The following is a 13,122-nucleotide window of genomic DNA, read 5'->3' as shown; positions in this document are numbered from 1 at the left end:
CAGCAGGTGGTGCATGACGGTGGCGGAGGCCTTGAGGTCCTTCTCGCCGGGTGCGTGCAGGCCGAGCTGGTGTCCGAGGAGGCCCACGATCCAGGCCACGGCCCGTTGGCCTGTTCGCCCGGGCCGGCGGCGGGCCGGTGGCTCGCTGTCGCGGGCCGGCCCCGCCCCCCGACAGCGCGTTCCGCGGCTTGTGGCGTCAGTCGGGTGCGGACACACCCAGCCGCACGCGGCGTATGAACTCCGACACCGCCGCCGCCACGTCCTCCGCCGTCCACTCCAGGCCTTCGGCGGCGACCGTCACCTCCGTGACGGAGACTCCCGGCGGGCAGCCCTCCGAGAACCAGCGGCGGAAGAGCGTCACGCCCGTCTCCTCCGACTGCGACAGGGCCGCCGTGTTCAGCACGTCCTTGTCGTACGGCAGCCAGACCTGGAACTGGTGCGTGTACGGGACGGCCGGGTTGATGCGGAACCAGGGGGCGGCGGCAGCGCGGAAGGCGTCCGTGAGCGCGGCCGCGACCACCTTCGCGTGCGCCACGTACGACGGCAGCCGGGGCAGCTCCCGCTCGAGTCCCAGCAGCGCCGACAGCGCGGCCGGGTACTGCTGGAACAGCTGCCCCCCGTAACGGTGCCGCCACGCGCGTGCCTCGTCGATCAGCGACGGGGGGCCGGCGAGTGCCGCCCCCGACATGCCGTCGAGGGACTTGTAGAAGGAGACGTACACGCTGTCCGCCAGTGACGCGAGCTCGTCGAGCGGCCTGCCGAAGTGCGGGGCGCACTCCCACAGACGTGCGCCGTCGAAGTGCACCACCGCATCACGTTCCCGCGCCGCGTCGACGACCGCCACCAGCTCGTCCCAGGTGGGGAGCACGAAGCCGGCGTCCCTGAGCGGCAGTTCGAGCATCAGCGTGCCGAACGGCTCGTCGCAGTCCTGCACCTCGTCGGCGGTGGGCAGCCGCGGCTCGGTCGTGGGATGGACCGTGCGCAGTCCGCTCACCACGGAGAAGGCCGAGCGTTCGTGCACCTCCGGGTGCGCCTGCGGATGGAGCGCGACCGTCGCGTTCCCCGTGCGGCCCGCCCAGCAGCGCAGCGCCGCCTGCTGGGCCATCGTGCCGGTCGGGAAGAACGCCGCGGCCGGGAAGCCGAGCAGCGCGGCGGTTCGCCGTTCCAGCTCCTCGACGACCCCGCTGCCGTACACGTCCGTCCAGTCGTCGAGGTCGTACACGTCGCCCGCGTGGGCGGCGAGCTCCGCGAGACGCTCCGAGATGCGCCGGTCGGCGGAGCCCCGGGCCAGTACACGGTCGGAGGCGCGCCACGCGGTGAGCCTTCGCTTCCTCTGGTCCTGCTCGTTCGTTTCACTCGTGTCGGTCACGGTCCGATCATCGCCCACAGCCTGTGGACAACTGCGGGGGTGCCGGAAACGCTGGCGTAGCATCGTGACGAGAAATCGTCCGGTACCCCTGCGGACTGGAACGGAAGGCACCGTCGCGTGAATCCCACAGCAGCACAGGAACCGCTCGACCCGCGGGACCGCCCCGCCCGGCTCACCGTCGGTGTGGTCGGAGCGGGCCGGGTGGGACCGGCTCTGGCCGCGTCCTTGCAGCTCGCCGGACACCGTCCGGTCGCCGTCTCCGGAGTGTCCGACGCCTCCCGGCGCCGTGCCGCCGCGCTGCTGCCGGACGTGCCGCTGGTGCCGCCCGCCGATGTGCTCGCGCGCGCGGAGCTGGTGCTGCTCACCGTCCCGGACGATGCGCTTTCCGGCCTGGTCGACGGCCTCGTCGAGACCGGCGCCGTACGGCCGGGGCAACTGCTGGTGCACACCTCCGGACGGTTCGGCACCAAGGTCCTCGAGCCCGCCCTGCGGGCCGGAGCGCTGCCGCTGGCTCTGCATCCCGCGATGACCTTCACGGGGACCGCGGTGGACGTGCAGCGGCTGGCGGGCTGCTCGTTCGGTGTGACGGCGCCGGAGGAGCTGCGGCTGGCGGCGGAGGCGCTGGTGATCGAGATGGGCGGCGAGCCCGAGTGGATCGAGGAGCAGAACCGCCCGCTCTACCACGCGGCACTCGCCCTCGGAGCGAACCACCTCGTCACCCTGGTCGCCCAGTCGATGGACCTGCTGCGTACCGCGGGGGTCGCCGCCCCCGACAGGATGCTCGGCCCCCTCCTCGGCGCCGCGCTGGACAACGCCCTGCGGTCCGGAGACGCCGCCCTGACCGGCCCGGTCGCCCGCGGCGACGCCGGCACGGTCGCGGCGCACGTCGCCGAGCTGCGCAAGCACGCGCCCGCCGCCGTCTCCGGGTATCTGGCGATGGCCCGTACGACCGCCGACCGCGCCCTCGCGCACGGCATGCTCAAACCGGAGCTCGCGGAGGATCTGCTGGGCGTCCTGGCCGAGGGAGACCTGCGATGAGCCGCGCCTTCGAGCTGGTACCGACGCGTGAGGACCTGGCATACGTGGTCGGGCACTTCGCCCCCCGGGGCCGTACCGCCGTCGTGATGACCATGGGCGCCCTCCACGACGGACACGCCGCCTTGATCCGCGCCGCCCGCGAGCGCGTCGGCGACAAGGGCTTCGTCATCGTCACCGTCTTCGTCAACCCGCTGCAGTTCGGCGCGGGCGAGGACCTCGACCGCTATCCGCGCACGCTCGACGCCGATCTCGCGACGGCCGAAGAGGCGGGCGCCGACGTGGTGTTCGCCCCGTCGGCCGACGAGGTCTACCCCGGCGGGGAGCCGCAGGTCCGCATCACCGCGGGCCCCATGGGTGAGCGCCTCGAAGGCAGCACGCGGCCCGGCCACTTCGACGGCATGCTCACCGTCGTCGCCAAGCTGCTGCACCTCACCCGCCCCGACGTGGCGCTGTTCGGGCAGAAGGACGCCCAGCAACTCGCCCTCATCCGCAGGATGGCCGAAGACCTCAACTTCCCGGTCGAGATCGTGGGCGTGCCCACGGTGCGGGAGGAGGACGGTCTGGCCCGCTCCAGCCGCAACCGCTACCTGTCCGCGCCGGAGCGCGAGACCGCGCTCGCCCTCTCCCGTGCCCTGTTCGCGGCCCGGGACCGGCTGGCCGCCCAGCAGGCCCTGCACGCCAGGGCGGAAGTCGTGCCCGCGGCACCCGCACGTGCCGCTGCCCTCTCCGCGCTCGGCGAGGCCCGCGCCGCGGCCGACGCACACGCGGTCGCCCAGGCCTGGCCGGCCATCGGCGCCGACGCCGTTCGGGCGGCGGCACGGGCCGTCCTGGACGAGGCCGCGAAGGCGGACCCGCCGCTCGTCCTGGACTACGTGGCGCTCATCGACCCGGCCACCTTCGAGGAGGTCGCCGACGACCACGCCGGCGACGCGGTCCTGGCCGTCGCCGCGAAGGTCGGATCCACCCGGCTCATCGACAACATCCCCCTGAATTTCGGGACGGCGAATCCCCGGACCGGGAGTTCCGGGACCGCCCTGACCAACGGAGCCTCCAAGTGACCGGAATACGGCTGACCGCCCCCGCCCCCGGCTGGGCCATCGAGGCAGACGTCGTCGTGGTCGGTTCCGGTGTCGCCGGCCTCACCGCCGCGCTGCGCTGCGCCGCCACGGGCCTGGACACGGTGGTCGTCACCAAGGCGCGCCTCGACGACGGTTCCACCCGCTGGGCCCAGGGCGGTATCGCCGCGGCTCTCGGCGACGGCGACACTCCCGAGCAGCACCTGGAGGACACCCTGGTCGCCGGCGCCGGCCTGTGCGACGAGGAGGCCGTACGCACCCTGGTCACCGAGGGCCCGGGCGCCGTCCGTCGGCTGATCGCCACGGGCGCGCTCTTCGACACCGACCCCTCCTCCGGCGAGATCGAACTGACCCGGGAGGGCGGCCACCACCGCCGCCGTATCGCGCACGCGGGCGGCGACGCGACCGGTGCGGAGATCTCCCGCGCGCTCGTCGACGCGGTCCGCGACAAGGGCCTGCGCACCATTGAGAACGCCCTGGTCCTCGACCTGCTCACCGACGCGCAGGGCCGCACGGCGGGCATCACCCTGCACGTCATGGGCGAGGGCCAGCACGACGGCGTCGGCGCGGTCCACGCCCCCACGGTGGTGCTGGCCACCGGCGGCATGGGCCAGATCTTCTCCGCGACCACCAACCCGGCGGTCTCCACCGGCGACGGCGTGGCGCTCGCGCTGCGCGCCGGGGCGGAGGTCTCCGACATCGAGTTCGTGCAGTTCCACCCGACCGTGCTGTTCCTCGGCGTGGACAGCGAGGGCCAGCAGCCGCTGGTCTCGGAGGCGGTACGGGGCGAGGGCGCCCATCTCGTCGACGGCGACGGTGTCCGCTTCATGGCCGGGCAGCACGAGCTGGCCGAGCTCGCCCCGCGCGACATCGTCGCCAAGGGCATCATGCGGCGGATGCACGAACAGGGCGCCGACCACATGTACCTCGACGCCCGCCACTTCGGCGCCGAAATGTGGGAGCAGCGCTTCCCCACGATCCTCGCCGCCTGCCGGGCCCACGGCTTCGACCCGGTGACGGAGCCGATCCCCGTCGCACCGGCCGCCCACTACGCCTCCGGCGGCGTCCGGACCGACCTGCACGGCCGCACCACCGTTCCCGGCCTGTACGCCTGCGGCGAGGTCGCCTGCACCGGCGTCCACGGCGCGAACCGGCTCGCCTCCAACTCCCTGCTCGAGGGCCTCGTCTTCGCGGAGCGCATCGCCGCCGACATCGCCTCCCTGCGGCCCTGGCCGGCGGTCGCACCCGCCCCGCCCGAGGCACCGTCCCTGCTGCCGCTCATCGCCCCCGAGGCGCGGGCGGAGATCCAGCGGATCATGTCGCACGGCGCGGGTGTGCTGCGCTCCGCCGAGTCGCTCGCCGCGGCGGCCGCCGCGCTCGAGGACGTGTACGTGAACGCCGCGCAGGACCGCGAAGGATCCGGCAAGGCGGCGGAGCCCGGCGTCGAGTCGTGGGAGACCTCCAACCTGCTGTGTGTGGCGCGGGTGCTGACCACGGCCGCGCTGGAGCGCGAGGAGACCCGCGGCTGCCACTGGCGCGAGGACCGCCCCGAGCGCGACGACGCCGACTGGCGCCGCCACCTCGTCGTACGGCTCGCGCCCGACCGCGGGCTCGTCGTCCGGCGCACCGGGGGAACCGCCTTCCCCCACACCGATACCTTGTCCGTCCCCGACGCCCCCAGGGAGCCGTAACCGTGAGCACGCCCGATGAACGTCCGAGCCCCGTGGACGTACCGCTGATCCAGATCGGCGCCCCGGCCGCCGGCGGCGGCTGCGGGGACGATTGCGGCTGCGCCGAAGAGGTGTACGAGTGCGGTCTCGACCCCGCCCTCGCCACGCTCCTCGCCGAAGCCGGGCTCGACCCCGTCCAGGTCGAGGACATCGCACACCTGGCCATCGAGGAGGACCTCGACGGCGGCATCGACGTCACGAGCGCGGCAACCGTCCCGCAGGACGCCGTCGCCACCGGCGACTTCACCGCCCGCGAGGCGGGCACGGTCGCGGGCCTGCGGGTCGCGGAGGCGATCCTGTCGATCGTCTGCACCACCGAGTTCGAGGTGGAGCGGCACGTCGAGGACGGCGACCGCGTCGAGGCCGGCCAGAAACTGCTCTCCGTCACCGCGGGCACCCGCGACCTGCTCACCGGCGAGCGCAGCGCGCTGAACATCCTCTGCCGCCTCTCGGGCATCGCGACGGCCACGCGCGCCTGGGCCGACGTCCTCGAGGGCACCAAGGCCAAGGTCCGGGACACCCGCAAGACAACGCCCGGCCTGCGCGCCCTGGAGAAGTACGCGGTGCGCTGCGGGGGCGGCGTCAACCACCGCATGGCGCTGTCCGACGCGGCACTGGTCAAGGACAACCACGTGGTCGCCGCCGGGGGCGTGGCGGAAGCCTTCAAAGCCGTGCGGGACCGCTTCCCCGACCTTGCGATCGAGGTCGAGGTGGACACCCTCCACCAGGTCCGGGAGGTCCTCGACGCCGGCGCCGACCTGATCCTGCTGGACAACTTCACTCCCGCAGAGACCGAGGAGGCCGTAACGCTCGTCGCGGGCCGCGCGGTGCTGGAGTCCTCCGGGCGCCTCGTGCTGGACAACGCGCGCGCGTACGCGGAAACCGGCGTCGACTACCTCGCGGTCGGCGCGCTGACGCACTCCTCCCCGATCCTCGACATCGGCCTGGACCTCCGTGAGGTCGAGGGCTGATGCTGCTCACCATCGACGTCGGCAACACCCACACCGTTCTGGGGCTCTTCGACGGCGAGGAGATCGTCGAGCACTGGCGCATCTCCACGGACTCCCGTCGCACCGCGGACGAGCTCGCCGTGCTGCTGCAGGGCCTGATGGGCATGCACCCGCTGCTCGGCGACGAACTCGGCGACGGTATCGAGGGCATCGCGATCTGCTCCACTGTCCCGTCCGTGCTGCACGAGCTGCGCGAGGTCACCCGCCGCTACTACGGCGACGTCCCGGCTGTTCTCGTCGAGCCCGGCATCAAGACCGGCGTGCCGATCCTGATGGACAACCCCAAGGAGGTCGGCGCGGACCGCATCATCAACGCGGTCGCGGCGGTGGATCTGTACGGGGGGCCCGCGATCGTCGTCGACTTCGGCACGGCGACGACGTTCGACGCGGTCAGCGCACGCGGCGAGTACGCGGGCGGGGTGATCGCGCCGGGCATCGAGATCTCCGTCGAGGCACTCGGCGTCAAGGGCGCCCAGTTGCGCAAGATCGAGCTGGCCCGCCCGCGGAGCGTGATCGGCAAGAACACCGTGGAGGCGATGCAGTCGGGCATCGTGTACGGCTTCGCCGGCCAGGTGGACGGTGTCGTCCAGCGCATGAAGCGCGAGCTCGCCGAGGACCCGGACGACGTGACGGTGATCGCCACGGGCGGGCTGGCGCCGATGGTGCTGGGAGAGGCGGCGGCGATCGACGAACACGAGCCGTGGCTGACCCTGATCGGCCTCCGCCTGGTCTACGAACGCAACGTCTCCCGCCTCTGACACCACATGCTCTGCACCGGTCGCGCCGCCGCGCGCGACCGGGCCCCCGGCGCACCGCTCCTCGGCCGTCCCGGGCGGGAGGCCGATCGGAGCGACACGCGAACCCTTTTGTGACGCTAAGAGGATTTTGTCCAATTAGGACGTATCGTCGGGGCATGCCCACGCCATACGGATCACGTGGCGGCATGGCGTTCGGTGCGGACGAGCTGCGTGTGCTCCGACGCGCCCTCGCCGTCGCCCTTCACCCCGTCCCCCTCGCCGACCACGACGTCCAGGAGTGTCTGCGCCTGGCCGACTCCGTCGACGAGGCGGTACGCGAGGCAGGCCGACTGCGTGCGTTCCTCCTCGCCGACCTCGCCCGCTACCGTGACGCCCTGCCCGGTACGGCCACCGGCTATCTGGAACGACTCCAGGACGCCCTGGCCGCCGGCTACGACCCCCGCCCGGACGATCTCGCAGCGCTGCGCTCATTGCGCGGCAACCCGGCCGCCGCGGCCGTTCTGCGCCGCTGCCAGGAGCTGGCCGAGCGGTCGGTGCGGAGCAGGCTGGCCGGCCGGACCGTCACGGTGCCGGCGCCCGCCACGCCCGCCGGCCCGCGCCGCGCCCGGCTTCTCGCTCTCCCCGGTGGCCGTGCCGCCGACGAGCCGAAGCCGAAGCCGCAGCCCAAGCCGCCCGCACCGGACGAGCGCCCTGTGCCCAAGCCGTCGGAGGTCTTTCCGCCGCGCCGCAAGCCCGTGCCCCCGCCGGGGCAGTGGGCCGTCGGCTAGTTACTCTGGTCGTCATGGACTACGTATCCGCGCTTGTGCCCCCCGTGGTGATGGCCGTCTTCTTCATCGGTCTGGTCGTGACAATCGTCAAGAGCCAGGGCGGCCCGAACAAGGCCAAGGAGGACGCCGTCGTGGACGCGGCGCTGGCTCGCGCCAAGTCCGGCCCGCAGGCCGGGCGCGACGCCTGACGCAGGCGAACGATACGACAACACAGAGGGCGTAACCCGGAGGACGTACGGCGGATTCATCGCCGTACGTCCTTTTTGTTACGTCAATAGTCGGTTCATCATCGATCTCCCACTATGGTGGCGATGTGCCCCGCCAATTGGGAGAGCTCGAAGACGCCGTCATGACCCGGATCTGGCAATGGAACCGGCCGGTGACGGTGAGAGAAGTGCTGGAAGACCTCCAGCAGGAACGGTCCATCGCCTACACCACGGTCATGACGGTAATGGACAATCTCCATCAGAAGGGCTGGGTCCGCAGGGAAGTCGAGGGCCGGGCCTATCGATATACGGCGGTCTCCACCCGCGCCGCCTACTCGGCCGCACTGATGAACGAAGCGTGGTCGAAGAGCGACAACCCCGCGGCCGCCCTTGTCGCCTTCTTCGGCATGATGTCCCCCGAGCAGCGTGAGGCGCTGCGAGCCGCCGTGCGCCTGGTCCAGGGCAGCGAGGCCCCCGAGGACCCGGGGGCTTCGGGGCGATAGCGTCAGGTCATGCCTTATGCCGCAGCAAATGCCTTCACAGTCCGGCGTGCGAGGACCGGCGATGTGCCGGACGTCCGCCGGCTCGTGGACCCGTACGTCGGCGAAGGCATCCTGCTCGACAAAGCGACGGTGACGCTTTACGAAGCCATCCAGGAGTTCTGGGTCGCGGAACGCGACGAGGACGGCCTGGTTGTCGGGTGCGGTGCCCTCCATGTGATGTGGGAGGACCTCGCCGAAGTACGCACTCTCGCCGTGGACCCCGCCTTCAAGGGGCATGGCATCGGTCATCAGGTTCTCGAGAAGCTGGTGGCCACTGCGCGCAGGCTGGGAGTGCGCCGGGTTTTCTGTCTCACCTTCGAAGTCGACTTCTTCGGTAAGCACGGCTTCGTCGAGATCGGAGAGGCACAGGCGCCCGTGGACACCGATGTCTACGCAGAGCTCCTGCGTTCCTATGACGAGGGCGTCGCGGAGTTCCTGGGGCTCGAACGAGTGAAGCCGAACACCCTGGGCAACAGCCGGATGCTTCTGCACCTCTGATCGTCACAAGGCGGATCGTCACAAGCTACGGATCCCTATGTCCGAATCGCGCATGTTTCCCGTGTTCTCGCGGTTCTGAACCTCTGCCAAGGGTTTGTGTTTTTCAGGGAAAAGCGGTTTCCTTTCCGCGTACTGCATTTTCGATGAAAGGAAATCCGGTGGCACAGAAGGTTCAGGTCCTTCTTGTCGACGACCTCGACGGCGGCGAGGCGGACGAGACGGTGACGTTCGCACTGGACGGCAAGACTTACGAGATCGATCTCACCACCGCCAATGCGGACAAGCTCCGCAACCTGCTCGAGCCGTACGCGAAGAGCGGCCGGCGTACCGGTGGCCGTGCCGCGACCGGTCGCGGCAAGGGCCGCGCGGCGACCGGCGGCAACAAGGACACCGCCGAAATCCGCGCCTGGGCGAAGGCGAACGGCTTTGAGGTCAACGACCGCGGCCGCGTTCCGGCGACGGTACGTGAGGCCTACGAGAAGGCCAACGGCTGAGTTTTTGTCCGTCGTGCATTCGAGCGGCGTGCCGTATGCAGCAGTCGGACGCGGTGGCACTCCGTCGCCGCCGTGTCCACGAGCCGTGCGAGGTCGGGGGCATCACCACTGCCCCCGAGGCCGGTGAGAGCCGGTAGCTCCGCCTCGCACCCCGGCACGGGGGGACGCAGCCATACGGTGGCTTCCAGGGCGCCGGCACAACCGGGAGGCGGCGGGGCGGTCACCCGCCCGCCCGCGCCGGTGGCCGTCAGGTCGAGCTCGACCCCGCCCCATTCCAGCCAGTCCAGGAGTCCGGGCAGCTCCTCGGCGCTGCCCACAGCCACCAGCAGCTGCATTCTGGGCCCGGCGAGGGCCACAGGACCGGTTCCGGCCACGCGGCTCAGCACCGCGGCTCCGGCCTCCGCGGGTACATCGAGCACGTCGAAATGCACCCCTGTCGTCAGTTCCACGGGACTGCCCTCCGTCGCCGCCCAGCCGAGCTCACTGCGGTACCACTGCGCTGCGTCGCCCTCGAAGGGCACGCGGGGGGACGGGACAGTGAGGGCCATGTCCCCGGAACGCCGAATCAGGGTGGTGGGTTACGCCGACCGTCACACAGAGTGCGACTTCCGTAGCACTCGGTCGCGAAAGCGGGTGCGTGAAAGCGCGCCGGGTGGCGCAAGGTTGTTCGCCCGTAGCTGAGGCAGGGGGTGCGCGCCGCATGGACTGTCAGTGCCGGCGGGTAAGACATTCCTAGTGGGGAGGGGCGACACGCTCGCAGGACAGTCTCACGTTCGCCATCGGCGTAGTGGCGGAGAGGGTAACTGCCTGGCCTGCGGGAACATCGTCTCGCACCATCGGGTTGGAGCAGTTGTCGGCGTTCAGGGGTCAGGAGGCCACAGACGGGTGTCGGCAGTTGGAATGAGCGGTCCCCGCTTGCGGGACTAAGCTGCGGAAGGACAGGGAGGGGACCGACCCCTTACTGCCTGACCGCTCTGAGGAGCGATTAACGATGTTCGAGAGGTTCACCGACCGCGCGCGGCGGGTTGTCGTCCTGGCTCAGGAAGAAGCCCGGATGCTCAACCACAACTACATCGGCACCGAGCACATCCTCCTGGGCCTTATCCACGAGGGTGAGGGTGTCGCCGCTAAGGCCCTGGAGAGCCTCGGGATTTCGCTCGAGGCGGTCCGCCAGCAGGTGGAGGAGATCATCGGCCAGGGCCAGCAGGCCCCGTCCGGCCACATCCCCTTCACGCCCCGTGCCAAGAAGGTCCTGGAGCTTTCGCTCCGCGAGGCTCTTCAGCTGGGCCACAACTACATCGGCACCGAGCACATCCTGCTCGGCCTGATCCGCGAGGGCGAAGGCGTCGCCGCCCAGGTCCTCGTGAAGCTGGGCGCCGATCTCAACCGGGTGCGGCAGCAGGTCATCCAGCTGCTCTCCGGATACCAGGGCAAGGAAGCCGCCACGGCAGGCGGCCCGGCCGAGGGCACGCCCTCGACCTCCCTCGTCCTCGACCAGTTCGGCCGGAATCTCACCCAGGCCGCTCGTGAGTCCAAGCTCGACCCGGTCATCGGGCGCGAGAAGGAGATCGAGCGGGTCATGCAGGTGCTGTCCCGCCGTACCAAGAACAACCCGGTCCTCATCGGCGAGCCCGGCGTCGGAAAGACGGCGGTCGTGGAGGGCCTGGCGCAGGCCATCGTCAAGGGCGAGGTGCCCGAGACCCTCAAGGACAAGCACCTCTACACCCTCGACCTGGGCGCGCTGGTCGCCGGCTCCCGCTACCGCGGTGACTTCGAGGAGCGCCTGAAGAAGGTCCTCAAGGAGATCCGCACCCGCGGCGACATCATCCTGTTCATCGACGAGCTCCACACCCTGGTGGGTGCGGGCGCCGCCGAGGGCGCGATCGACGCGGCGAGCATCCTCAAGCCGATGCTGGCGCGAGGCGAGCTGCAGACCATCGGCGCCACCACGCTCGACGAGTACCGCAAGCACCTGGAGAAGGACGCGGCCCTCGAGCGCCGCTTCCAGCCCATCCAGGTCGCCGAGCCGTCGCTGCCGCACACCATCGAGATCCTCAAGGGTCTCCGTGACCGTTACGAGGCCCACCACAGGGTCTCCATCACGGACGAGGCGCTGGTCCAGGCCGCCACCCTGGCCGACCGGTACATCTCGGACCGCTTCCTGCCGGACAAGGCGATCGACCTGATCGACGAGGCCGGCTCCCGGATGCGTATCCGCCGGATGACTGCGCCGCCGGATCTGCGCGAGTTCGACGAGAAGATCGCCGGTGTCCGCCGCGACAAGGAGTCCGCGATCGACTCCCAGGACTTCGAGAAGGCAGCTTCGCTCCGCGACAAGGAGAAGCAGCTGCTGGCGGCGAAGACCAAGCGGGAGAAGGAGTGGAAGGCCGGCGACATGGACGTCGTGGCCGAGGTCGACGGCGAGCTGATCGCCGAGGTCCTCGCGACCGCCACGGGTATCCCGGTCTTCAAGCTGACCGAGGAGGAGTCCTCGCGCCTGCTGCGCATGGAGGACGAGCTCCACAAGCGCGTCATCGGGCAGAAGGACGCCATCAAGGCCCTCTCGCAGGCGATCCGCCGTACGCGAGCCGGTCTGAAGGACCCGAAGCGTCCCGGTGGCTCGTTCATCTTCGCCGGCCCGTCCGGTGTCGGTAAGACCGAGCTCTCCAAGACGCTCGCCGAATTCCTCTTCGGCGACGAGGACGCGCTGATCTCCCTCGACATGTCGGAGTTCAGCGAGAAGCACACGGTTTCCCGTCTCTTCGGTTCGCCCCCCGGATACGTGGGCTACGAAGAGGGCGGCCAGCTCACCGAGAAGGTGCGCCGGAAGCCGTTCTCCGTCGTCCTCTTCGACGAGGTCGAGAAGGCCCATCCCGATATCTTCAATTCCCTTCTGCAGATCCTCGAGGACGGTCGTCTGACCGACTCCCAGGGCCGCGTCGTGGACTTCAAGAACACGGTCATCATCATGACGACCAACCTCGGGACCCGGGACATCTCCAAGGGCTTCAACCTGGGCTTTGCCGCCCAGGGCGACGTCAAGTCCAACTACGACCGGATGAAGGTCAAGGTCAACGAAGAGCTGAAGCAGCACTTCCGGCCGGAGTTCCTCAACCGTGTCGACGACACGGTCGTCTTCCACCAGCTCACCGAGGAAGACATCATCCAGATCGTCGACCTCATGATCGCCAAGGTGGACGAGCGTCTGAAGGACCGTGACATGGGCCTCGAGCTCAGCCCCACGGCCAAGTCGCTCCTCGCCAAGAAGGGCTACGACCCCGTTCTGGGCGCCCGGCCGCTGCGCCGGACGATCCAGCGCGAGATCGAGGACATCCTGTCGGAGAAGATCCTCTTCGGCGAGCTGCGCCCCGGTCACATCGTGGTCGTGGACACCGAGGGCGAGGGTGAGGAGAAGAAGTTCACCTTCCGCGGCGAGGAGAAGTCGGCTCTGCCGGACGTCCCGCCGATCGAGCAGGCGGCCGGTGGGACCGGTCCGAACCTGTCGAAGGACGCGTAACGGCCCTGCGGGCCGGATGACGTGACGGGCCCGGGCCCGGAACGCGGGGGGGTTCAGGGCGCGGGGCCGTTCGGGGTGCGGGGTGATAGGGGTGACGGAGGGGGGCAGGTGTTTGCC

Annotated in this window: 13 protein-coding genes; 11 read left to right on the top strand and 2 right to left on the bottom strand. The window is 70.4% G+C overall.

The genetic code is table 11. The annotated features are described in order from the left end of the window. Positions 1–196 precede the first annotated feature (196 nt). Positions 197–1,369, bottom strand: a complete 1,173-nt coding sequence (locus ABZ070_RS29780) for a beta-eliminating lyase-related protein (RefSeq protein ID WP_356638448.1) — start codon at positions 1,367–1,369, stop codon at positions 197–199. 117 nt (positions 1,370–1,486) lie between these two features. Here ABZ070_RS29780 and ABZ070_RS29775 point away from each other — a divergent pair, with 117 nt between their 5' ends. From ABZ070_RS29775 to ABZ070_RS29730, 10 genes are all read left to right on the top strand, one after another. Continuing rightward, the gene (locus ABZ070_RS29775) at positions 1,487–2,407 is read left to right on the top strand and encodes a DUF2520 domain-containing protein (RefSeq protein WP_356638447.1); all 921 of its coding nucleotides are present in this window, start codon (positions 1,487–1,489) and stop codon (positions 2,405–2,407) included. Then, positions 2,404–3,465 carry a pantoate--beta-alanine ligase gene (gene panC, locus ABZ070_RS29770; protein WP_356638446.1) on the top strand — a complete coding sequence of 354 codons (1,062 nt, stop codon included), beginning with the start codon at positions 2,404–2,406 and terminating at the stop codon, positions 3,463–3,465. Before ABZ070_RS29775 ends, panC begins: the two co-directional genes overlap by 4 nt. Then, complete coding sequence (locus ABZ070_RS29765; protein ID WP_356638445.1) at positions 3,462–5,174, top strand: L-aspartate oxidase; 1,713 nt, start codon at positions 3,462–3,464, stop codon at positions 5,172–5,174. Before panC ends, ABZ070_RS29765 begins: the two co-directional genes overlap by 4 nt. Positions 5,175–5,176: 2 nt before the next feature. After that, complete coding sequence (nadC, locus tag ABZ070_RS29760) at positions 5,177–6,184, top strand: carboxylating nicotinate-nucleotide diphosphorylase (RefSeq protein ID WP_356638444.1); 1,008 nt, start codon at positions 5,177–5,179, stop codon at positions 6,182–6,184. Next, positions 6,184–6,981 carry a type III pantothenate kinase gene (locus ABZ070_RS29755; RefSeq protein WP_356638443.1) on the top strand — a complete coding sequence of 266 codons (798 nt, stop codon included), beginning with the start codon at positions 6,184–6,186 and terminating at the stop codon, positions 6,979–6,981. The genes nadC and ABZ070_RS29755 overlap by 1 nt, the downstream gene beginning before the upstream one ends. Before the next feature lie 185 nt (positions 6,982–7,166). After that, complete coding sequence (locus ABZ070_RS29750) at positions 7,167–7,748, top strand: hypothetical protein (RefSeq protein WP_356638449.1); 582 nt, start codon at positions 7,167–7,169, stop codon at positions 7,746–7,748. Positions 7,749–7,762: 14 nt separating this feature from the next. Then, positions 7,763–7,936: a hypothetical protein gene (locus ABZ070_RS29745; protein WP_356638442.1), complete on the top strand. Its 174-nt coding sequence runs from the start codon at positions 7,763–7,765 to the stop codon at positions 7,934–7,936. A gap of 125 nt (positions 7,937–8,061) precedes the next feature. Next, positions 8,062–8,457 carry a BlaI/MecI/CopY family transcriptional regulator gene (locus ABZ070_RS29740; protein ID WP_356638441.1) on the top strand — a complete coding sequence of 132 codons (396 nt, stop codon included), beginning with the start codon at positions 8,062–8,064 and terminating at the stop codon, positions 8,455–8,457. A 9-nt stretch (positions 8,458–8,466) separates the two neighbouring features. Then, the gene (locus ABZ070_RS29735) at positions 8,467–8,994 is read left to right on the top strand and encodes an amino-acid N-acetyltransferase (RefSeq protein WP_356638440.1); all 528 of its coding nucleotides are present in this window, start codon (positions 8,467–8,469) and stop codon (positions 8,992–8,994) included. Between the two features lie 158 nt (positions 8,995–9,152). Next, complete coding sequence (locus ABZ070_RS29730) at positions 9,153–9,488, top strand: Lsr2 family protein (RefSeq protein WP_356638439.1); 336 nt, start codon at positions 9,153–9,155, stop codon at positions 9,486–9,488. Here the strand turns inward: ABZ070_RS29730 and ABZ070_RS29725 are convergent. After that, on the bottom strand, positions 9,467–10,036 hold the full coding sequence (locus ABZ070_RS29725; protein WP_356638438.1) for an SCO3374 family protein: 570 nt from the start codon (positions 10,034–10,036) through the stop codon (positions 9,467–9,469). The two genes, ABZ070_RS29730 and ABZ070_RS29725, sit on opposite strands and share 22 nt — an antisense overlap. A gap of 443 nt (positions 10,037–10,479) precedes the next feature. On the opposite strand from ABZ070_RS29725, the gene ABZ070_RS29720 reads away from it, so the two are divergent. Further along, positions 10,480–13,005, top strand: a complete 2,526-nt coding sequence (locus ABZ070_RS29720; protein WP_356638437.1) for an ATP-dependent Clp protease ATP-binding subunit — start codon at positions 10,480–10,482, stop codon at positions 13,003–13,005. Positions 13,006–13,122 lie beyond the last annotated feature (117 nt).

Source organism: Streptomyces sp. NPDC006283 (assembly GCF_040613325.1).
Taxonomy (GTDB): Bacteria; Actinomycetota; Actinomycetes; order Streptomycetales; family Streptomycetaceae; genus Streptomyces.
This window is presented reverse-complemented; position numbering and strand designations above follow the sequence as displayed.

Excerpts from the sequence above, each read along its gene's own strand:
- panC (WP_356638446.1), top strand. The coding sequence starts at position 2,404 with ATGAGCCGCGCCTTCGAGCTGGTACCGACGCGTGAGGACCTGGCATAC.
- ABZ070_RS29755 (WP_356638443.1), top strand. The coding sequence starts at position 6,184 with ATGCTGCTCACCATCGACGTCGGCAACACCCACACCGTTCTGGGGCTC.
- ABZ070_RS29750 (WP_356638449.1), top strand. The coding sequence starts at position 7,167 with ATGGCGTTCGGTGCGGACGAGCTGCGTGTGCTCCGACGCGCCCTCGCC.
- ABZ070_RS29745 (WP_356638442.1), top strand. The coding sequence starts at position 7,763 with ATGGACTACGTATCCGCGCTTGTGCCCCCCGTGGTGATGGCCGTCTTC.
- ABZ070_RS29735 (WP_356638440.1), top strand. The coding sequence starts at position 8,467 with ATGCCTTATGCCGCAGCAAATGCCTTCACAGTCCGGCGTGCGAGGACC.
- ABZ070_RS29725 (WP_356638438.1), bottom strand. The coding sequence starts at position 10,036 with ATGGCCCTCACTGTCCCGTCCCCCCGCGTGCCCTTCGAGGGCGACGCA.
- ABZ070_RS29720 (WP_356638437.1), top strand. The coding sequence starts at position 10,480 with ATGTTCGAGAGGTTCACCGACCGCGCGCGGCGGGTTGTCGTCCTGGCT.